Origin of the sequence: Paractinoplanes deccanensis (assembly GCF_016862115.1) — a bacterium.
Classification (GTDB): domain Bacteria; phylum Actinomycetota; class Actinomycetes; order Mycobacteriales; family Micromonosporaceae; genus Actinoplanes; species Actinoplanes deccanensis.
Genome location: NZ_BOMI01000035.1, coordinates 1 through 20,959, shown reverse-complemented (window position 1 = coordinate 20,959; position 20,959 = coordinate 1). Strand labels below are relative to the sequence as shown.

The following is a 20,959-nucleotide window of genomic DNA, read 5'->3' as shown; positions in this document are numbered from 1 at the left end:
AGCAAAGCTGATGAAAAGGATGACCGACGTGACCGGAGAGAGCGGCGGCCTGCTCGGACGGCTGCGGATCGAGGGCGCCCAGATGCCGGAGGCGCTGGCGCGGATCGCCGAGACGATTCTCGCCGATCCCGAGACGGCGGCGCACGCCAGCATCGTCGACCTGGCGGAGCGGTCCGGCACCTCGACGGCGACCGTCACCCGGTTCAGCCGCACGCTGGGCTTCAAGGGGTACGCGAACCTGCGGGTCGCGATCGCCACCGAGACCGGGCGGGCCGAGCAGGCCCGGTGGGAGACCGACATCAGCGGCGACATCGCGCCCGGCGATCCGCTCGCCGACGTGCTCGGCGTGGTCACCGCGGCCGACACGCGGGCCATCCAGGGCACCGCCGCCGGGCTCGACGTGGCCGCCGCCGAGCGGGTCGCCGAGGCCATCGCCGGCGCGCAGCGGGTCGAGCTCTTCGGGCTGGGCAGCAGCGGCACCGCGGCGCGCGAGATGGCCTTCCGGCTCGAACGGATCCGGGTGCCGGTCTGGCACCGCACCGACTCGCACACCGCGCTCACCAATGCCGCGCTGCTGCTGCCCGGGGACGTGGCGATCGGGTTGTCGCACTCCGGGCGTACCCGTGAGGTCATCGAAACGCTCGCCGAGGCGGCCGACCACGGCGCGCTCACCGTCGCGGTCACCAGCTACAGCCGCTCGCCGCTGGCCGAGGTCGCCGACGTCGTCTTCACCACCGCGGTGCAGGAGACGACGTTCCGGCTCGCCGCCCTCTCCGCGCTCCATTCCCAGCTGCTGGTGCTCGACCTGATCTACGTGGCGGTGGCCCAGCGCACCTACGAGCGCACCGCCGAGGCGCTGGAGCTCACCGTGCGCGCGGTCGACGCCCACCGGCTGCCCGAGAAGGTTCCGACCCGCAAGCGCGGGCGTGCGAAAGGACAACCGTGACCGTCACCAGCAGCGAATATCTCGTCCGCGTCCAGGCCGCGATCGACAAGGTCGGCGCCGGGCAGCAGGAGCAGAAGCACCGGGCCGCCGACCTCCTCGCCCGGGCCGTCCGCGACGGTGGCGTCATCCAGGCGTTCGGCTGCGGCCACTCCGAGGCCCTCGCCATGGAGATCGCGGGACGGGCCGGCGGCCTGGTGCCCACCAACCGCATCGCGTTGCGCGACGTCGTGCTGTACGGCGGGGACCCGCTCGCGGTCCTCCAGGACCCGGCCGTCGAGCGGCGCACCGACATCGCCCACCGGCTGTACGAGCTCGCGCCCGTCACGCCCGGCGACGCGTTCGTCATCGCCTCGAACTCCGGCATCAACGGGGCGGTCGTCGAGATGGCGCTGCTCGTCAAGGAGCGCGGCCACCCGCTGATCGCGATCACGTCCGCCGAGCACTCGGCCGGGGTCGACTCGCGGCACCCCAGCGGCCGCAAGCTCGGCGAGATCGCCGACGTGGTGCTCGACAACGGCGCGCCGTACGGGGACGCCGCGCTCCCGCTGCCCGGCGGGGGAGCCGTCGGCGCCGTGTCGTCGATCACCGCGGCCCTGCTGGCGCAGCAGCTCGTCGCCGAGGTGGTCGCCCGGCTGCTGGACGCCGGTGTCACCCCGCCGGTCTACCTGTCGGACAACGTGCCCGGCGGCAAGGAGCACAACGCCGCGATGGAGGCGAGGTACGCCGGGCGGATCCGGCGCACCGCATAGAGCGTCGGTACGTCCTGGCGCAGGGTCTGGCCACCCTGCCGGTCAGCTGGGGCTACCGCGGTTCAACGGCACATCCGCGCCGGAACGACCGCCGGCACGGTCCAGTGATCCGAGGGGTTCTCCATGTCTGTCACAAGGCAACGACTAGCAGGAATCCTGGCGGCGGCTCTGGCCGGGGCGGGCGCTGTGGCCCTCTCCACCGAGCCCGCCGCGGCCGCCGACTGCGGCTACCTGTTCGACGACTTCCACTACACCTCGTCCGCCGACCCCACGCTGACCGCGAACGGGTGGACGCCGCGCACGTACTCCGGCGGACCCGGCGTGCCCGGCGCCACGTGGTCGGCGAACAGCATCACGTTCCCCACCTCCGGCGGCCAGAAGGTGCTCCAGCTGACCGCCTTGACCGACGGCACCGGCGCGGGCACCAACCACGCCGAGCTCTACTCGGCGCAGAAGCGCTACCTCGACGGCACCTACGCCAGCCGGGTCCGGTTCACCGACACGCCGGTCAGCGGCGCCGACGGCGACCACATCAACCAGACCTTCTTCACGATCAGCCCGCTGAACGGGGACCTCGACCCCACCTACAGCGAGCTGGACATCTCCGAGTACCTGCCGAACGGCGGCTGGGGCGAGACCGGGCCGATCAACTACCAGACCAGCTGGTACACGTACCGCAACGATCCCTGGTACGCCGACAACGTGCACTCGGAGCAGCGCAGGAGCCTGGACGGGTGGCACGACCTGGTGGCGCAGGTCGCCAACGGGCACATCGTCTACTACATCGACGGCGTGCAGGTCGGCGACCACTCCGGCAAGTACTACCCGCGCCAGACGATGACGATCAACTGGAACCTGTGGTTCATCGACACGGCGGCGCACACGGGCGGGCTGAGCACGTACGTCGAACAGGTCGACTGGGTCCTGTTCGCCAAGAACCAGGTGCTCTCGCCGGCGCAGGTGACCTCGCAGACGTCGGGCTACCGGTCGGCCGGCAGCACGTTCGTCGACACGGTGGCCGGCACCGGCACCTGCTCCACCCCGCCGACGACGCCGCCCACCACGCCACCGACCACGCCACCGACCACGCCGCCCACCACCACCCCGCCCCCGGCCACCGGCTGTGCTGACGCGCCCGCCTGGGCGATCGGGACGGTCTACACCGGCGGCACCCTGGTGAAGCACGAGCGCAGCCGCAACGGCGACCCGAGCGGCCCGAAGTCCGGCGACGGCGTGCACCTGTGGCGCGCCAAGTACTGGACCCAGGGCTCCGAGCCCGGCTGGACCGACCAGTGGCAGGACCTCGGCCGCTGCTGATCCCCGCCACGGGAGCGGGACGGACGCGTCCCGCTCCCACTCGATCCTCGACGTGGACCGCGTGGTCGCCGCCGGAACGCCCCGGATCGGCGTCATCATCCCCGTCTGGGCTCTCCTTGTTCGGCTACTCCGGCGACTAGATCACAGCAGGTGGCCGTGGCTTGATCGCGTTTGCCAGGATCGGCCCGTGTCTCCTACCCGGTCTGAGCTGCGGCCCGACCCCGCGGCTCCGGCCGAGGGTGCCCGGCCGCGCTGGTGGTCGCGCCTGCGGCTGCCGCTGATCCTCGTCGCGGCGGCCGCCCTGGCGGCGTACGGCCTGCGCGGCCGCTTCCCCGACCCGCGCGAGTTCCTGGGCGCGCTGACCGGCGCGGACTACTGGTGGGTCGCGCTGGCGGCGGCGCTGCAGGCCGTCTCGCTGGCGGCGTTCGCCTGGCAGCAGCGGCAGTTGTTGCGGGCGTTCGGCGTGCGCATCAGAGCCCGTTTCGCCCTGGCGGTGACCCTCGCCCGTACGGCCATCTCGATCTCGATGCCCGCCGGCGCGGCAGTCTCCGCGGGCTACGCCGGCCGCCAGTACGTCCGCGCCGGCGCCACCAAGGAGATCGCCGCCGCCTCCATGATCGTCTCGGGGCTGGCCTCCATCGGCGGCCTGGCCCTGCTGTACGTGGTGCTCGGCGCGGCCCTGCTGACCACCGACCCGGACCTGCTCGCCGGCCCGCAACCGCTGATCGTGGTCGGGGGCCTCGTCGCGGTCACCGCCGCCGCCGTCATCGTGGGCCGCCGCGCGATGCGCCGCCCGCCCCGTCCCGGCACGGCGCGCCCCCGTTCCACCAACAGGCTTCTGGTGTACGCCCGGACCCTGCTCACGTCGGCCGCCGAGGCCTGGCGCGCGGGCGCCGCCCTCCGCTCCCGCGAGTGGATCACCGGGGTCCTGTACTACACCGTCAACTGGCTCACGGATCTGCTCTGCCTGGCCGCGACGTGCCGCGCCGTGGGCCTGCCGGTGGGCGTCACCACGCTGGCCGGCATCTACCTGGGCGTGCAGATCGTCCGCCAGGTGCCGCTCACGCCGGGCGGCGTGGGCGTGGTCGACACGGCCCTGGTCGCCGGCCTCACCGCCGCGGGTGCCACGGCGGCCACGGCGGCGGCCGCGGTCGTCATCTACCGCCTGCTCTCCTGCTGGCTCCTCATCCCGGCGGGCGGCGTGGCGGCCCTCTACCTGCGCCGCCCGGCGTTCTTCTCGCCGTCGTCCTCGCCGGCCTCGCCGTCGCCCTCATCCTCGCCCTCATCCTCGCCCGAGGCCTAGCTGGGAGCGCTCTGGTGAGGGCGACGTGGCCCTCGCCGAGGTCGAAGTCCGCCGGCGGGACCCCGCCGACCTCCCCGGCGAGAAGCCGGTCCGGAAGCCGTCGCCGCAGGTCACGCCCGACCTCAGCCCACGGGGCGCAGGCAATCGCGGTGACGCCCCGCTCAAACGCGACAGCAGCCGTCGTGAATGACATCGATGACGACGACAACGTGACCCGCCGGGATCTCGGCGTCCATTCCCACGATCGGCACGGACTCCGATCGTTCGCGGAGCGGGCGGCCGCGCAAGGAGATTTTCGGGTCAGAGAAGCTCTACGGCGACGTCGTAAGCGCCGTAGGCCTCCGGGACGGTGGTGACCACCACCGCGCCCATCTCCCGCGCCTCGTGCACCACCTGGCCCACCATGATCGGGCCGATCAGGGCCGCCTGCATCGGGTAGTGCTCCAGCCGAGGCGCGGCGATCAGGCCGGCCTCGATGGCGCCGTGCCAGGTCAGCGCCTGCTCGGTGATGCCGGAACGGCCGAAGATGTGCCGCCACACCTTCTCCGGGTGTCGCATCGCGGCCTGCGCCTCGGCGACCGGCAGGGCCGGCATGACGAGCGTCCCTTCGCCCGCCTCGGCGTTCTCCAGCATCTTCATTGCTTCGGGGTGGCCCGCGAACAACTCGACAACTGCCGAGGCGTCGAGGATGCGGGGTGGGCGAGCGGCGGTCATGCCTCGCGCTCCGCCCGGCGACGCGCTTGGATCTCGGCCAGGCGCGCGTCCGCCGCGTCCATCTTGGCTTGGAACGCGTCCCATTCGTCCTGGGTCCACGGGCCCGGCTCGGGCAGCCCGAGAGCGGCGGCGAACTCCTTGACGGCGGGCGAGGCGTGGATCAGTACCGGGGTGTCATCAGTCATGGCGGAGACAGTAACGAAACGGGTAGTCCCGCGACATCCCTCGATCGAGTGGTCCCGGGACGGTTGCCGTAACCGGCTGAGCAGGCGCGATGATCTACGATCGTCCAGGTGGAACCCGCTCGCCTGCACTCGGCACACTGCCCACAGGGAAGACCCTCCGCCGGCCGGCGGCTCGACGTGTTCCCCGACTACGGCGCCTTCCCGGTCTGGGGCTGGATCACCCTCCCGGCGCGCGGGGAGCGCCCGGCCCGGACGGTCCACGGCGGCGTCAGCCCGCGCAGTCTCGGCATCACCGAGGAGCTCGCCGCGGCATTGCAGGAGTGGTCGCTCTGGCAGGAGCGGCACCAGGCAGGCCCCGACCTGTGGAGCATCGAGAACGCCCCGCCGACCACCCCCGAGGAGTGGGCCGCCTGGAACACCCGCGGTCGCCGCCTGTCCGAACGGCTGGCCGAGGAGACCGGCGACTTGGTGGTCTACCTGTGGCCGCGCGACGGCCGAGACCCGGATTGCCCCCACTGCGGCGAGCGAGCGAGATAGAACGTTCGTTCTCGGGGCGTCAGGCGGTGAACCAGTCGGGGAAGGCCTTGCGCATGTGACTTCGTACGTTGTCGATGCCCCAGTTGTGTCCCATCGCGCGCCGGCACTCCGCTGCCGTGAAGCCGAGTTGCCGGAGCAGGACGAACTCGGCGAGGAACCGGGCGGAGAAGAGCATGGCGACCATCGGCTCGACGTTGGTGTTGTCGTGACTCGGCAGCACGTGTCCGATGCCGTCCCGGATGTCGCGGAGCCGCCTGATCCACTTGTCCTCATCGCCGATGATGTCGTCCATCGCGTGGCCGGTCTGGCGCAGCAGGTCGCGCATGCGATACGAGTACGACTTGCGATGGGCGTAGGAGATGGCGGCCTTGAGCCAGTCATGATGTTCGGGTCGTGTGGTGCGTATCGCCTCGAGGATCTCCGCACTCCGCGTCCGGTCCTCGGGCGACTTCTTCTCCAAGCCGGGGTGGAGACTGCGATGCAGGCCCTCCAGCGCCGACGCGATGGTGAACATCTGCTGTTGCAGGTAGCCCGCCGAGTCGCGACGCAGCGAGAAGACGAGGTCGCACGCGGCGCCCGACTGGGCCTGCACGTCGAACCAGCGGGGAACGAGGTCTCGGAAGTCGACGTTCGGCGGGTAGGAGGGGCAGTTCATCCCGAAACGCATGTGCTGTCGGATCATGGGCTTCTCCGGCGGCGTCATGTCGGTCGTCCGGCGGCGAACTGTGTAGGCGTCGTACGGCCAGCCGCTCATCGCCTTGCCGGTGCCGTCGTTGTTGCCCACCCGGATGGCGAACGCCCGGCAATCCTGGCCGGTGGCAAGGCTCAGCAACTGTTCCAGCGGCCGGATGTACCGATACTCGATGTCCTGCAGCGAGTGCGGGGCCCGGAGCCTCAACTCGACGTCCTCGTGGCTGGAGAAGCCGGATTCCGTCAGGCGACCGTGTCGAGACTCGCTCACGCGGCCCACGGAGATCTCGCACCCGTCGATCGTCGCGTCGAGGAGGGGCAGGCTCAGCAGCTCGACCGTTTCGGCTTCCCCGGTCGACGTCCATCGGTAGGGGGTGCGGTTCACCCACTCCGTCAGGTTGCCGAGCCGGAACGAGGCACGATCGAAGCGGCCGGCACCCTCCTGGAGATGTGCGTGTCCGAGGAGCGCCGTGCCCACGAAAAGCGTGCGGCGTGATTCCTGCGTTCGCATGTTCCGGCTCGTCGAACTGGCGGTCTCGGTGAGGTCGAGGAGAGTCAGGCGAACGCCCATGCTTTGCCCGTGCAGGACCGGGGCGTCGAAACGGTCGTCGTCATGGCCGGGCAAGGGGTGCGCCGCGTCGACGGTGTAGAGCTCGAGCTCCGGGTGGGTCTCCCCGAAACGCAGGGTGCCATGGTGTTGTTTGCCCGGCCGGCCCGGCAGCCACCACTGGCCGACGAAAGCCGCCTCGTCGAATCGCCGCACGACCTGGATCGTAGGCGAGATCGTCAGGTGCGGCGGCGGGGCCGGCGCTGGGCCGGCTTGCCGGGGGCGCCGCCCAGCCGCAGCAGGGCGCCGCGGCGGGTGGCGGCGGCCGCCAGGGTCTGCGAGTGGTGCGGGCCGAGGGTGTGGATCAAGCGGTGGACCGTGTCCTCGAGGAGGGCCCGGGCGGGCAGCAGCGCGCCCGAGGCGAGCATGGCGCGGGCCAGGTCGTGGGCCACGGTCAGGGTTTCCGGGTGGTCGGGGCCCAGGGTGTCGCGCCAGGCGGCGTGCAGGTCGGTGGCGATGGTGCGGGCCGGGCGGGGCTTGCCGCGGTGCAGGAGGCTGACGACGAGGCGGCGGGCGGCGGCGCGCAGGGCCGGGTCGGTGCTGTGGGCGGCGTCGGCGGCGACCAGGTGGGGGGCGAGGGCGGCCCAGCGTGGCCAGGTCGCCGGGTCCTCGACCGTGGTGGGGGTGGCGGCGGCGACCAGGGCGCCGGCGTAGCGGCGGCAGACCGGGAGGGCGTCCGGGCCGAGGTCTTCGCGGACGGCGTCGCGGATCGGGTCGGGGACGGTGAGGCCGCCGGCGCCCGTGACGGCCAGGCCCTCGCCGGTCAGGGTGGCGGCGACGGCGGGGAAACCGGCGGGCGTGACCTGGCCGAGCGGGTGGGGGAGGAGGGCCAGGCCGCCGGTGAAGACGTCCAGCGGGATGGGGGCGGGGTGCAGCACGGCGCACAGGCAGAGCAGCTGAGCGGCGGCCGGGTGGTCGTCGCCCAGCCGGTCGATTGTCAGGGTCGCCATCCCACCGGTTATAGCGGTCCGCAAAAAGCATCCGAAAAGCGGCTGTAGGCGCTTTTCGCAGGTCCGGGCCGCGGCGAGGACGATCATGCCATCTCGAAAACGGCGCGAGTCAATCGAAAGAGTGACCCTTTCCATCGGTGGCCGTTGATGGTTTGGTGGCGGCATGAGACGGAGAAGCGCGTTCATCGTTCTGCTGACCGCCGTGCTCGTCGGGGCGTCCGCGACGCCGGCCGGGGCGGCCCCGGACACTCGCAAACCGTACAAATATCAGTTTCTCCAGCCGGGCGGGCAGCCGCGCCTGACCGAGACGGTGCCGGTCAATGTGGTCTTCGTCGGCTATGAGCCGGATCGGAAGGCGTTCACCGGGCAGCTCGCGAAGAAGTACGAGCCCGTGGTGCGCTCGCGCCTTCTGTACGACGTGGTGGAGAAGCTCGGGATCACTTACACCTACGATTACCACCTCACGTACGCCGACAAGGCATACGAGAACAGGTTTTTCGGGCAGTTGAGCCGGATGGCGAAACCGGCGCCGCTCACCGAATATCAGACGGCCTACAACGCTCAGCCGCAGCGCACGCGGACCGTCACGAACAATCACACGATCGACGCGCCGAGCGTGGAGAAGTGGCTCGCCCTCCACCCGCCGTCCGGTGTGGACACGCGCCGCAACACCGTCTTCTTCGTCAACTGGTACGGGCGGCCGGACTTCAAGTTCCACGTCTACACCAAGACCGGCGAGCCCGACCCGGACACCGGCCACGACTTCGGCGCCGAGACGGACAGCCGCAAGGTGATCGCGTGGGGCGGCACGACCGCCGACGACGAGGAGACCGGCCTGCGCAGCACTCGCCGGGTCTGGTTCCACGACCTGTCCGCCGGCCCCGAGGCGTGGACCGCCAACTACGACGTGACCAGCGCCGACGTGGACGGCGACGGCGAGGCCGATTACCGCATGCCCCCCGTCTGGGAGTACGCGCCGAACGGCTACCGGTCGCCGAGCGCTCTGCCGGGCGACCTCGGCCGGATCACGCGGTACGTGGCGCTGAACCTGCTCATGACGCCGTCGCCGCTCTATCCGCCCGAGCTGCCCACCGCCGAGCCGCCGCGCACGATCAACCTCGACAGCAACACCTACGAGGGCTGGCCCGGCGTCGACGCCTCGGCGCGCTATCAGAAGCCCGCGTACGTCGTCGACGAGCTCTCCGAGCTGCGCTGGCGCAACAAGTTCTCCTACGACAGCCAGGATCTGCCGTACGACGACCGCGCCGAGGAATGCTACGTCGGCCTGCTCGAGGACGTCAGCTGCTACCCCGGCTCCGGCTATCCGGCGTTCGCCAACCTCTACCTCTACAACCGCGAGAACCTCGCCCGCACCCAGGACGACCAGGGCCGGGTCGACTACGAGCTGCCGATCTTCAACTACGCGGTCGGGCCCGGCGTGGACACCCCGGGGCTGGGCTTCGCGGACGACGACTGGGTGACGGGCGACCAGTCGTACGTCTTCAACTTCATCTCCCCCGAGGTGGTGGCGCGCGGCTACGGCCTGACCACCACGCAGATCCACGAGGTCGGCCACCACCTGGGCATGTCGCACCCGCACGACGGCTACGACAGCGAGACCGGTGTCTCCTACGGGCCCGCCGGTGAGTTCTTCTACGTCTGGGGCGGCGACGAGAACAACACCGTCATGAGCTACATCGACGTGAACTGGGACTTCAGCCAGTTCGACCGGGACAACAGCGACCGGTGGCTGACCGCCGTCCATTGGGAGGCCGCCAACCGTCTCGCGGCGACCGTCCCGGGTGGCACGGACTTGAGGGCCGCCGACGCGCTGCTCGGCGTCGCCAAGCTGGCCTTCGCCAAGCACGACTACCGTGCCGCGTACGCGCTGAGCGAGGCGGCGTACTACAAGGTCCGCGACGCCGCGACGAGGGCCGGCGTGAACCCCGACTCGGCCGCCACAGCGCTCAAGTCCGAGGCGGACGCCGTCCGCAAGGCCGCCGACACGGACAGCCCGCACGCGTTCATCGACACGCTGGGACCGGAGAGCCCGCGTAGTAAGCCGTAAGGACGAGGCGATTCCGGCTGCCGTACCCGAGAAGGGCGGCAGCCGGTCGCTACTGTGCAAGTTGTGACCGAGGAGCTGCCGGGTTTCGTACGGCGCGAATTCCTGCCCAGTCCCGACGGGCGCGCCATCGCGACGCTGGCCTGGTCGTGCGACGGGCGCCGGCTCGCCACCGGTGGCCTCGGCGGTGACATCTGGGAAGCGGGCGAGGGCGGCGGGTTCCGGCGCACGCTCATGTTCGGCGGCCCGCACGAGGACCTGTTCCAGGTGGTCTGGTCGCCCACCGACCCGGACGTCTTCGCCTACGTGCAGGAGGACTGGGTCACGCTGGCCCGGGTGGGCGCCGACGGCCGCAGCGCCGAAAAGGTGTGGAGCCGGTCGTTCACCTCCGACCGCAGCCTGCGCGGCGTGGTCGCGTTCGCGCCGGCCGGCGACCGGATCGCGGTGGCCGGCCCGGTCTACATCGACGTGGTCGCGGTGGCCGACCAGGAGCTGCTCGCGTCGTACCGGGTCGGCTTCGACGACCTCGCCATGCTCTCCTGGTCGCCCACCGAGAACAGGCTGCTGCTGGTCGGCGACGACCTGGTCGCGCTGATGGAGCCGGACCGCTCCGACCGGCTCGTGCCGAAGCCGTACCACCGGATCCGCTGGACGGCGTGGGCGCCGGACGGGCGCACCTTCGCGCTCGTCGACGACCAGTCGCTGGTGCGGGTCTACTCGACCGACGGCGCCCAGCGGGTTTTCCTCGAGGGACACACCGGCGGCCTGCTCAGCGTGGAGTTCTCCGCCGACGGCCGGCTGCTCTACTCGGTCGGGCTCGACCACATGCTGCGGCTGTGGCGCACCGACACCTGGGAGCGGGTCGGGCGGGTCGACCTCGGCGTCACGCACGAGTTCGTCGGCGGGCTCGCGGCGGCGCCGCATCGCCCGCTGCTGGCCCGGCGCAGCATCGACCCGAGCGGTGTCGAGTTGTACGAGGCGGACTACGCGCGCCTGGTGGGGGAGAGCCCCGAGGTGCCCCGCACGTACGCGAACGCGAAGGTGGTGCTGCTCGGCGACACCGGGGTGGGCAAGTCCGGCCTCGGGCTGGTGCTCACCGGCCGGCCGTACGAGCCGACCGACTCCACCCACGCCCGCAAGGTGCGCTCGCTCGACGTGTGCGAGGTGGAGCGCCCCGACGGCGGTGTCGAGCGCCGCGAGATCCTGCTGTGGGACATGGCCGGGCAGCCCGCCTACCGCCTCGTCCACCAGCTGCATCTCGCCGAGGTCGCGGCCGCGCTGATCGTCTTCGACGCGCGCAGCGAGATCGACCCGTTCGCCGGCGTGCGCTACTGGGTGCGGGCGATGCGGCAGCGCACGGCCCGCACCGAGACGCCGCTGATCCTGGTGGCGGCCCGCACCGACATCGGGGGCCGGCCGGTCAGCCGGGTCCGCGTCGACGCGCTGCGCGACCAGTTGGGGCTGGCCGGCTACTTCGAGACCAGCGCGAAGGACGACAAGCAGATCGCCGAGCTCGGCGCGGCGATCCGTGAGGTGATCGACTGGTCGTCGCTGCCCCGCTCGGTCTCCAGCGACCTCTTCGACCAGATCAAGCAGTTCCTGCTGGACGAGGCGGCCTCGCGGCGGCTGGCCACGACCGGGGAGCTGTTCCGGGCGTTTCGCCCGCGCGCCGCCGAGGTCAGCGAGGAGGAGCTGCGCGCCAGCTTCGACACGTGTGTGCGCCTGCTGGAGCTGCGTGATCTGGTGCGCCGGCTCTCGTTCGGCGACTTCGTGCTGCTGCGGCCGGAGCTGCTCGACTCGTACGCTGCCGCGCTCGTCATCGCGGCCCGCGACCAGCCGGACGGCCTCGGGTACATCGCGGAGGACGACGCGCTGGCGGGCCGCTTCCCGATCCCGTCGGCGGACCGGCTCCCCGCGGCGGAGGAGCGGCTGCTGCTGATCGCCGTGGTCGAGGAGCTGCTCCGGCACGACCTGGTGCTGCGCGAGCCCACCGCCGACGGCATCGACCTGGTCTTCCCGTCACAGCTCACCGCCGACCGCCCGGACGCCCCGTCGCCCGACGCCGAGGACGTCGTCTTCCAGTTCGACGGCGCGGTCCAGACGGTGTACGCGACGCTGGCGGTCCGCCTCGCGCACGTCCCCGAATACCGCCGCGACGGGATGTGGCGCGACGCCAGCGCCTACCGGGCCCGGGTCGGCGGGGTCTGCGGCCTGCGCGTCCGGCAGACCCAGGAGGGCCACGGCGAGCTGGCGGTCTTCTTCACCGGCCCGGCCAGCGAGGAGACCCGTTTCCTCTTCGAGGAGTACGTGCGCAACCACCTGGAGGCGCGGGCGGTGCCCGGCTCGGTCCAGCGCGACCGCATCTACACGTGCCCCGGCTGCGCCTACCGCGTCCCGGTCGACCTGGTCCGCCGCCGCCAGGGCCGCGGGGACCGCAGCATGGCCTGCCCCGACTGTGAGGACGTCCGGATCTCCCTGCTCGACCGCGAGGACCGGCTGAGCGCCGACCGGGGTGTCGTGGCGCGCCCCTCGGTGGACGCCGGCAAGACGAAGAGCAGCGCGGCGGTGCGCGACATGAACGCCAGCGCGGACGAGGAGCGGGACCAGGCGGCGGCCACGGCGTCGGTGTTCGGCAAGGAGTACACCAGGCACTACGACGTCTTCCTGTCGTACCACCCGCGTGACCGCGACGCCATCGACAAGATCGCGGACGAGCTGCGCAGGACGGGCCTGCTGCCCGTGCTGGCGCCGCCGGATCACCGGTCCGAGGCCGATCGGCGTGCCTGGGCGCACCAGCAGATCGGATGGTCGAGGAGCGGCGCGGTGTTCCTCGGGCCCCATGGGCTGAGCGAGGAGCAGGAGACCGACCTGACCCTGCTGGTCGCCGCACAGACCCAGCGCCCGAAGTTCCGGATCGTTCCGGCGCTCCTGCCCGGCGCCGGCCGGCTGACCTGGCCACTGGCACGGTGGACAGGGGCCGACCTGACCACCGGCGACCAAGGCATCGACGAGCTGCGCTGGCTGATCACCGGCGAGCGCCCCCGCGACGAGTTCCCCCGCTGAGCGGCCCCGCAACGAGCCGCCCAAGGGCAGGGCGGCACGGAGGCAGGGCGCACGGAGGCGGGGGAGCGGTCATGGTGAGGGGCCGCCTCCGGACAGGAGACGGCCCCTCGGGCGGAGCGGGTCAGCCCTTGACGCTGCCGGCGAGCAGTCCTCGCACGAAGTAGCGCTGGAGCAGCAGGAACACCACCACGGGAACCACGATCGACACGAAGGCGCCGGCCGACAGGAGCTGCCAGGCCGTGCCGCGGGTGCCGCTCAGGTTGGCGAGCTGGAGCGTGATCGGGGCCACCTCGTCGCCGCCGCCGGCGAAGACGAGGGCGACCAGCAGGTCGTTCCAGACCCAGAGGAACTGGAAGATGCCGAACGCCGCCAGTGCCGGGGTGAGCAGCGGGAGCATCACCTTGAAGAAGATCGACACGTGGCCGGCGCCGTCGATGCGGGCCGCCTCGATCAGGCCGCTCGGGATCTCACGCATGAAGTTGTGCAGCAGGTAGATCGCCAGCGGCAGCGCGAACGTCGAGTGCGAGATCCACAGCGTCCAGAACGTGCCGGTCAGGTCGATGTTCACGAAGATCTCGAGGAGCGGGATCAGCGTGACCTGCAACGGCACGATCTGGAGCGCGAAGACCACGATGAACAGCACGTTGCGGCCCGGGAAGTTGATCCACGCGAAGGCGTACGCCGCGAGCGTCGCCAGCGCCATCGGGATCAGCACCGCCGGGATGCAGATCATCAGCGAGTTGACGAAGTAGGACGCCAGGTTGACGCCGCCGTCCTCGCCGAACACCGCCTTGTAGTTGTCCATCGTGACGGTCGGGTCGGAGAAGAACGTCCACCAGCCCGTCGTCTTGATCGCGCGCTCCGGCCGGAACGAGGAGACGAGCAGGCCGAACGTCGGGATCGTCCACAGCACGGCGAGCACGATCGCCGCGAGCGAGGCCCACGGCGAGCTGAGCCGCTTCTTCGCCACCGAGGCCGCGGTCGGCTTGTCCGGGGTCAGCGGGGGCGTCGTCGTCACAGGAGTCGCCGCGGTCATGATGCCTCCGAACGACGGAGCGTGCGAATGTTGTAGGCGACGATCGGGATGACCAGGATGAACAGCAGCACCGCGAGCGCGGCGCCGAGGCCCTGGTTGTCCGCCCGGAACGTCTGGCTGTAGAACTCGTTCGCCACCACGCTGGTCTTGAACTGGCCGCCGGTCATCGTCCGCACGATGTCGAAGACCTTCAGCGTCGCGATGCCGATCGTGGTCAGCACGACGACGACGGTCGGCTGCACGCTCGGCAGCGTGATCTTGCGGAACATGCTCCACGCGTTCACGCCGTCGAGGCGGGCCGCCTCGATGATGTCGTCCGGGATCGCCTTGATCGCGGCCGACAGGATCGTCATCGCGAAGCCGGCCTGGATCCAGATCATCACGACGATGAGCAGGAACGTGTTGAGCGGCGACTCGATCAGCAGCTGCTGCGGCTTGCCGCCCAGCCAGACGATGATCTGGTTGATCAGGCCGATCTGCTTCACGTTGCCCTGGTCGGGGCGGTATTCGTACATGAACTTCCAGATCACGCCGGCCGCCACGAAGGAGATCGACATGGGCAGGAAGATGAGGGCCTTGGCGAACGACTCGAACCGCGACTTGTCCACCAGGATCGCGTAGACCAGGCCGATGGCCGTGGCCACGAACGGCACCAGCACGACCCAGATCACCGTGTTGCGCAGGACCGTGAGCTGGTCCTTGTCGGTGAAGATCGTGCCGTAGTTGTCGAGGCCGATGAAGTTCTTGCCGGCCGCGTCGAAGAACGACTCGTAGATCGTGCGAAGCCCGGGATAGATGAGGCCGACGGCGAGCAGGAGCACGGTCGGCAGCAGGTAGAGCCACGCGACGACCTTGTCGCCGCGCCGGCCGCCGAACTTGGCGGCGATGAAGAGGATGATGCCCAGCACCGCAGCGAAGAGCAGCAGCGCCGCGAGCATCTGCAGAATTTTCTCGGGGGTGGTGGAGGCGGTGTTGAACACGCGACCCGGACCTCCTTGTGCGCTGGACTGGTAGAAGAGGGGTGGGGCCGGTCGGGTTCTCCCGACCGGCCCCGGTGACGCTATGTGATTACTTCGGCCACGACTTTTCGATGTTGTCCAGCGTGGTCTTGGTGTCCTGGCCGGTGATCCAGTTGGTCGCCTGCTTCCAGAACGAGTCCGAGCCGACGGCGGCGGGCATCTGGTCCGAGCCGTCGAAGCGGAAGGTCGCCTTCGGGTCGAGCAGGATGGTGCCGGCGAGCTTGTCGATCGGGTTGGTCAGGTTGTTGGGGTCGAGGCCCTTGTTGGCCGTGACCCAGCCCGACGAGAGCTTGGCCTTGATGTTCGCCCAGGTGTCCGAGGAGAGGTAGGTCTGGAAGGCCTTGACCTCGGGACGGTCGGCGAACGCCACGACGAACTCACCCGCGCCGAGGACCGGCTTGGTGTTGGCGTCCTTGCCCGGCAGGTAGAACGCGAAGACGTCGCCGTCCTCGGCCACCTTGGTGCCCTTGGGGAAGTTGGCCGCGTAGAAGCTGGCCTGGCGGTGCAGCGAGCAGGTGCCCTCGAGGATCGGCAGGCCCGCGTCCTGGAACGTGGTGGTCGCGATGCTCTTGACGTCGCCGAGACCGCCGTTGACGTACTTGTCGTTCTTCAGGTAGGTGCCGACCGCGTCGAGCGCGGCGGTGGCCTCCGGGCCGTTGAACGGGATGCTGTGGTTGACCCACTTGTCGTACGTCTCCGGGTCGCTGGTCCGGAGCATCATGTCTTCCATCCAGTCGGTGACCGGCCAGCCGGTCGCGTCACCGCTGCTGATGCCGGCGCACCACGGCTTCTTGCCGTCGGCGACCATCTTGTCGGTCAGCGCCTGGAGGTCGGCCAGCGTGGTCGGCACGGTGTAGCCGGCGTCCTTGAACTCCGACGGCGAGTACCACACCAGGGACTTCACGCTCGCGCCCAGCGGGGCGCCGTAGAACTTGCCGTCGATCGTGGTGTAGGACTTCCACGCCTTGTCCCAGAACTTGTCCACGTTGGCCGCGGTCTCGGCCGGGGCCTCCTTGGCCTTGCCGGTGGCGACCAGCTGCTTGACCAGGCCCGGCTGGGGCACGATCGCGAGGTCCGGCGGGTTGCCGGCCTTGGCGCGCACGAGGATCTGGGTCTCGAAGGACTTGTCACCCTCGTACTTGATGGTGGCGCCCGTGCAGTTCTCGAAGGGCTTGTAGGACTCCTTGTGCGGGGTGTCCTCGGGGGTCACGATGCCCGTGTAGATCGTGACGGTCTTGCCCTTGAGGTCGCCGAACTTCGTGTACGGCGCACAGTCGATGGCCGACGCGGACGCGTCCGTGCTGCCCTCGCTGTCAGAGTCGCCGCCGCCGCACGCGGCGAGGCTGAGGACCAGCCCGGCGCTCAGCGTGCCCGCGAACGCGGCCCGGCGAAAACGCGGGCCCGAAAGTTGACCGAACATACCGCTCCCTATGTCAAATCGCGCCTCCGACGTCCGAAGACGTCGCCGTCCGAAGCGCTACTTGGCTCACAGTCAAGAGGTAACCGGCACGTTGCGCAATGATTTCCGCTTGATCGACTCGATAACGATACGGCAGCGACGCACGCTGCGACTTAACCGGTTAAGGAAGAACCGCAGGTCATGGCCCGTAAAGGGCCTACAAGGCACCCTAGTCGCGAAGAGGCCACCCCGCCGGGATATCGTCGAATAGACGAGAGCGGGGTGGCCTGTTCGGCGGACGTGGCGCTGCCTGAAGTCAGCCTGCCATCGACAGGTACTTGAAGCCCAGGCGGGTCATCCGGTCGCGGCCGAGGACGTTGCGGCCGTCCAGGACGATCGGCGTGCGCATGAGCCCGACGACCTTGCCCCAATCGAGTTCGAGGTACTGCGCCCACTCGGTGACGAGCACGACCGCGTCGCAGTCGTCGAAGGCGCCGTCGATGGTCTCGCTCAGGAAGGGCGCCAGCTCCGGCTGCTCGCGCTTGAACCGCTCGCCGGCGATCGGGTCGTGCAGGCGCACCCGGGCGCCGCGGGCGATCAGCAGGTTGGCGATGTCGAGCGAGGGCGAGTCGCGCAGGTCGTCGGTGTTCGGCTTGAAGGCGATGCCCAGCAGGCCGATCCGGCGGCCCTTGAGGATGCGCAGCTCGTCCTGGAGGCGCTCCACGGCGATCGCGCGCTGGCGCTGGTTGATGTCGCGCGCCGCCTGGACGATCGGCATCTCGTAGTTGTACTCGGCGCCGGTGGCGATGAGGGCCTTGGTGTCCTTGCCGAAGCAGGAGCCGCCCCAGCCGACACCGGGCTGCAGGAACCGCGAGCCGATCCGCTGGTCGAGGCCGATGCCGCGGGCCACCTCGGTGATGTCCGCGCCGACCTTGCCGGCGAGCTGGCCGATCTCGTTCACGAAGCTGATCTTGAGAGCGAGGAAGGCGTTCGCCGCGTACTTGATCAGCTCGGCCGACGCGAGGTCGGTGGAGACCAGCGGGACGGCGGTGGTGTCGTCGGGGCGCGGCGCGAAACTCGGCGCGGTGAAGGTCTGGTTGATGATCGGCCGATAGAGCCGGTTCAGCACCTCGAGGCTGCGCGGATTGTCCGAGCCGATGACGATTCGGTCGGGAAAGAGCGTGTCGTGGATGGCGTTGCCCTCGCGCAGGAACTCCGGATTCGACGCGACCGCGAATTCGCACTGTTCCGGGCGGTCGTCACGCAGCGCGAACGAGTCGCGCAGAATGGCGTCGACCCAGTTTCCGCTGCCGATCGGCACGGTCGACTTGTTGACCACCACGGTGAAGTCGTTGTCGAGGTTCTGCGCGACGCTCTCGGCGGCCGAGCGCAGGTAGCGCAGGTCGGGGCTGCCGTCGGCGGCGGAGGGGGTCTGCACGGCCACGAAGACCACGTCGGCGCCGGGCACGGCCTGCTCGTACGAGGTCGTGAAGGTCAGGTTGGCCGCGGCCTCGGCGAGCAGGTCGTCCATGCCGGGCTCGTAGATCGGGCAGTGCCCGGCACGCAGCATGTCGACCTTGTCCTGGTCCAGGTCGACGCAGGTGACCTGGTGACCGAGGAAGGCGAGGCTGACACCGGTGGTGAGCCCGACGTAGCCAGTGCCGACAACGCAAACCTTCATCAAACGCTCCTCCACCGCGGTGGTCGGGCGACCGCCGCCTCCTGTGACACAGCGGACGTCACGCCGTCCCCGTAATCAAGGCCAGATGATACACAGCGTAGAAAAACGTCCGGCAAATCCTTGACGTACGGTATTCGGTTCATTCCTAAGAGTTGCCCACGTTTTTCCGCGATTCACCGGCCTCAATAGCTTGAGCGGTTTGCCCGCTCCGGCCCTCCATCCCCGCCGCGGGCGTCCCCAAACCCGGCAGGCTGCCCAAGACATGCACGATTGTCAACACCGGGTTTCCAGGGCTTGACAGCCGTATGTCCGGCATTCACGCTTCTGGGAGCGCTCCCAATATGACAGCCATCGATGGAAGGTGCCGGATGAGGCGCTCCACCCTGGCGGCGGTGCTCGCCGCGGTCCTGCTCAGCGCCCTGGCGGTGGTCCTTGCCCGGCCGCTGACCGCCACGGCGGCGGCCGTGGAGCCGTACTCCTGGAAGAACGTGCGGATCGACGGTGGTGGCTTCGTGCCGGCCGTCGTCTTCAATCCCGGCGAGCGCAACCTGATCTACGCGCGCACCGACATCGGCGGGGCGTACCGCTGGAACGAATCGGGACAGAGCTGGACGCCGCTGCTCGACTGGGTCGGGCAGGACAACTGGGGTTACAACGGCGTGGTCAGCATCGCGCCCGACCCGGTGCAGACCAACCGGGTCTACGCCGCCGCCGGGATGTACACCAACGGCTGGGACCCGAACAACGGCGCGATCCTGCGATCGTCCGACAAGGGAGACACCTGGCAGATCACCACGTTGCCGTTCAAGAACGGCGGCAACATGCCCGGGCGCGGCATGGGGGAGCGGCTCGCCGTCGACCCGCACCACAACAACACCGTCTACTACGCGGCCGAGGGCGGCAACGGGCTCTGGCGCAGCACCGACTACGGCGTGACGTGGGCCAGGGTCACCGCGTTCCCGAACGCCGGCAACTACGTGCAGGACCCGGACGACGCCACCGGCTACCTCAGCCAGAACCAGGGCCTGACCTGGGTCACCTTCGGCGCGGCCAACCAGATCTTCGTCGGCGTGGCGGACAAGCAGAACCCGGTCTACCGCTCGCGCGACAACGGCGTGACCTGGGAGCGCATCCCCGGCCAGCCGACCGGCTACCTCGCGCACAAGGGCGTCGTGCAGGGCAACTACCTGTTCATCGCGACGAGCGACACCGGCGGGCCGTACGACGGCGGCGCCGGCCAGGTGCAGCGCCTCGACCTCACCACCGGGACGTGGACCGACATCTCGCCGACGCCGGCCGGTGAGTCGCCCTACTACGGCTACTCCGGCCTGACCGTCGACAAGCAGAGGCCCGGCACCCTGATGGTCGCTACGCAGATCTCCTGGTGGCCCGACGCGATCTTCTTCCGCAGCACCGACAACGGCGCCACCTGGTCCCGGATCTGGGACTTCGCCGGCTACCCGGCCGTCACCAAGCGCTACACGATGGACATCTCGGCCAACCCGTGGCTCGACTTCAACACCAACCCGCAACCGCCGGAGTCGACACCGAAGCTCGGCTGGATGAACGAGACCCTGGCCATCGACCCGTTCAACTCCGACCGCTTCCTCTACGGCACGGGCGCCACCGTCTACGGCTCCACCGACCTCACCAAGTGGGACAGCGGCGGCACGATCACCATCAGGCCGATGGCCAAGGGCATCGAGGAGACCGCCGTCCTCGACCTCGCCAGCCCGCCCTCGGGAGCGCCGCTGGTCAGCGCGCTCGGCGACATCGGCGGCTTCCACCACGCCTCGCTCGACACGGTTCCGGCGAGCTTCCACGACACGCCCAGCCTGGGCAGCAACACCAGCCTCGACTTCGCCGAGCTCAACCCGCTGGTCTTCGCCCGGGCCGGCAACGCGGACGCGGCACCGCACCTCGGCATCTCCTCCGACGGCGGCAAGAACTGGTACCAGGGCCAGGAGCCGTCCGGGGTCACCGGCGGCGGCACCATCGCGGTCGGTGCCGACGCCACCGCCATGGTCTGGTCGCCGGGCGGCGCGGGCATCCACTTCAGCACCACCCGCGGCAGCTCCTGGACCGCGTCCACGGGCATCCCGGCCGGCGCGATCGTCGAGAGCGACAGGGTCAACCCCAAGACCTTCTACGGGTACGCCTCCGGCACGCTCTACACGAGCAAGGACGGCGGCGCGACGTTCACCGCGTCGGCGGCCGCGCTGCCCGCGAGCGGGCGGCTCCACTTCCACGCCGTGCCGGGCGCCGCGGGCGAGGTCTGGTTCGCGGGCAGTGCCGGGTTGCTGCGCTCGACCGACTCGGGCGCGACGTTCACCAAGGTCTCCACCGTGACGTCCGCGATCAACGTCGCGTTCGGCAAGCCGGCGCCCGGAACGACGCGGCCGGCCGTCTACCTGGTCGGCACCGTCGACGGGATCACCGGGGTGTTCCGCTCGGACGACACGGGCGCCACCTGGGTGCGGATCAACGACGACAAGCACCAGTACGGCAACGCCGGGGACGCGCTCGCCGCCGACCCGAACGTCTACGGGCGCGTCTACCTCGGCACCAACGGCCGCGGCATCCTCTACGCCGACAAGACGGGCACCTCCACGACCACGCCGCCCACCACGCCGCCCACCACGCCGCCCACCACGCCGCCCACCACGCCGCCCACCACGCCGCCCACCACGCCGCCGAC

Annotated in this window: 16 protein-coding genes; 8 read left to right on the top strand and 8 right to left on the bottom strand. The window is 70.2% G+C overall.

From position 1 onward, the window contains the following. The first annotated feature begins 19 nt into the window (after positions 1-19). The 4 genes from Ade02nite_RS10770 (at position 20) to Ade02nite_RS10755 (ending at position 4,315) form a co-directional block, all read left to right on the top strand. Entirely contained in the window at positions 20-946 is a 927-nt protein-coding gene (locus Ade02nite_RS10770; RefSeq protein WP_344301356.1) for a MurR/RpiR family transcriptional regulator, read from the top strand. Beyond that, positions 943-1,695 carry a sugar isomerase domain-containing protein gene (locus Ade02nite_RS10765; RefSeq protein ID WP_203761441.1) on the top strand — a complete coding sequence of 251 codons (753 nt, stop codon included), beginning with the start codon at positions 943-945 and terminating at the stop codon, positions 1,693-1,695. Before Ade02nite_RS10770 ends, Ade02nite_RS10765 begins: the two co-directional genes overlap by 4 nt. Before the next feature lie 123 nt (positions 1,696-1,818). Next, positions 1,819-3,012: a glycosyl hydrolase gene (locus tag Ade02nite_RS10760; RefSeq protein WP_203761440.1), complete on the top strand. Its 1,194-nt coding sequence runs from the start codon at positions 1,819-1,821 to the stop codon at positions 3,010-3,012. Positions 3,013-3,199: 187 nt separating this feature from the next. Then, the gene (locus Ade02nite_RS10755) at positions 3,200-4,315 is read left to right on the top strand and encodes a lysylphosphatidylglycerol synthase transmembrane domain-containing protein (RefSeq protein ID WP_239168666.1); all 1,116 of its coding nucleotides are present in this window, start codon (positions 3,200-3,202) and stop codon (positions 4,313-4,315) included. A gap of 300 nt (positions 4,316-4,615) precedes the next feature. On the opposite strand, the gene Ade02nite_RS10750 is transcribed toward Ade02nite_RS10755, so the two are convergent. Continuing rightward, complete coding sequence (locus Ade02nite_RS10750) at positions 4,616-5,029, bottom strand: hypothetical protein (protein WP_203761439.1); 414 nt, start codon at positions 5,027-5,029, stop codon at positions 4,616-4,618. Continuing rightward, a complete protein-coding gene (locus Ade02nite_RS10745) occupies positions 5,026-5,214 on the bottom strand; it encodes a hypothetical protein (protein ID WP_203761438.1) in 189 nt (62 codons plus the stop codon). Before Ade02nite_RS10745 ends, Ade02nite_RS10750 begins: the two co-directional genes overlap by 4 nt. 108 nt (positions 5,215-5,322) lie before the next feature. On the opposite strand from Ade02nite_RS10745, the gene Ade02nite_RS10740 reads away from it, so the two are divergent. Beyond that, a complete protein-coding gene (locus tag Ade02nite_RS10740; protein ID WP_203761437.1) occupies positions 5,323-5,751 on the top strand; it encodes an immunity protein CdiI family protein in 429 nt (142 codons plus the stop codon). A 19-nt stretch (positions 5,752-5,770) separates the two neighbouring features. On the opposite strand, the gene Ade02nite_RS10735 is transcribed toward Ade02nite_RS10740, so the two are convergent. After that, a complete protein-coding gene (locus tag Ade02nite_RS10735; RefSeq protein ID WP_203761436.1) occupies positions 5,771-7,204 on the bottom strand; it encodes an ApeA N-terminal domain 1-containing protein in 1,434 nt (477 codons plus the stop codon). Positions 7,205-7,227: 23 nt separating this feature from the next. Continuing rightward, positions 7,228-7,998 carry a tetratricopeptide repeat protein gene (locus Ade02nite_RS10730; RefSeq protein ID WP_203761435.1) on the bottom strand — a complete coding sequence of 257 codons (771 nt, stop codon included), beginning with the start codon at positions 7,996-7,998 and terminating at the stop codon, positions 7,228-7,230. Between the two features lie 163 nt (positions 7,999-8,161). On the opposite strand from Ade02nite_RS10730, the gene Ade02nite_RS10725 reads away from it, so the two are divergent. Both Ade02nite_RS10725 and Ade02nite_RS10720 read left to right on the top strand, forming a co-directional pair. After that, positions 8,162-10,066 carry a zinc metalloprotease gene (locus Ade02nite_RS10725; protein WP_203761434.1) on the top strand — a complete coding sequence of 635 codons (1,905 nt, stop codon included), beginning with the start codon at positions 8,162-8,164 and terminating at the stop codon, positions 10,064-10,066. 63 nt (positions 10,067-10,129) lie between these two features. Beyond that, entirely contained in the window at positions 10,130-13,126 is a 2,997-nt protein-coding gene (locus Ade02nite_RS10720) for a TIR domain-containing protein (protein ID WP_203761433.1), read from the top strand. Between the two features lie 121 nt (positions 13,127-13,247). Here the strand turns inward: Ade02nite_RS10720 and Ade02nite_RS10715 are convergent, their stop codons facing one another. From Ade02nite_RS10715 to Ade02nite_RS10700, 4 genes are all read right to left on the bottom strand, one after another. Further along, on the bottom strand, positions 13,248-14,162 hold the full coding sequence (locus Ade02nite_RS10715; RefSeq protein WP_203761432.1) for a carbohydrate ABC transporter permease: 915 nt from the start codon (positions 14,160-14,162) through the stop codon (positions 13,248-13,250). Continuing rightward, positions 14,159-15,100: a carbohydrate ABC transporter permease gene (locus Ade02nite_RS10710; RefSeq protein ID WP_203761449.1), complete on the bottom strand. Its 942-nt coding sequence runs from the start codon at positions 15,098-15,100 to the stop codon at positions 14,159-14,161. Before Ade02nite_RS10710 ends, Ade02nite_RS10715 begins: the two co-directional genes overlap by 4 nt. 130 nt (positions 15,101-15,230) lie before the next feature. Beyond that, positions 15,231-16,601: an ABC transporter substrate-binding protein gene (locus Ade02nite_RS10705; protein ID WP_203761431.1), complete on the bottom strand. Its 1,371-nt coding sequence runs from the start codon at positions 16,599-16,601 to the stop codon at positions 15,231-15,233. Positions 16,602-16,896: 295 nt separating this feature from the next. Further along, a complete protein-coding gene (locus tag Ade02nite_RS10700) occupies positions 16,897-18,261 on the bottom strand; it encodes a UDP-glucose dehydrogenase family protein (protein ID WP_203761430.1) in 1,365 nt (454 codons plus the stop codon). A gap of 368 nt (positions 18,262-18,629) precedes the next feature. Between Ade02nite_RS10700 and Ade02nite_RS10695 the strand changes: the two genes are divergently transcribed. After that, on the top strand, positions 18,630-20,959 hold a 2,330-nt coding region (locus Ade02nite_RS10695; RefSeq protein ID WP_203761429.1), incomplete at its 3' end, for a WD40/YVTN/BNR-like repeat-containing protein.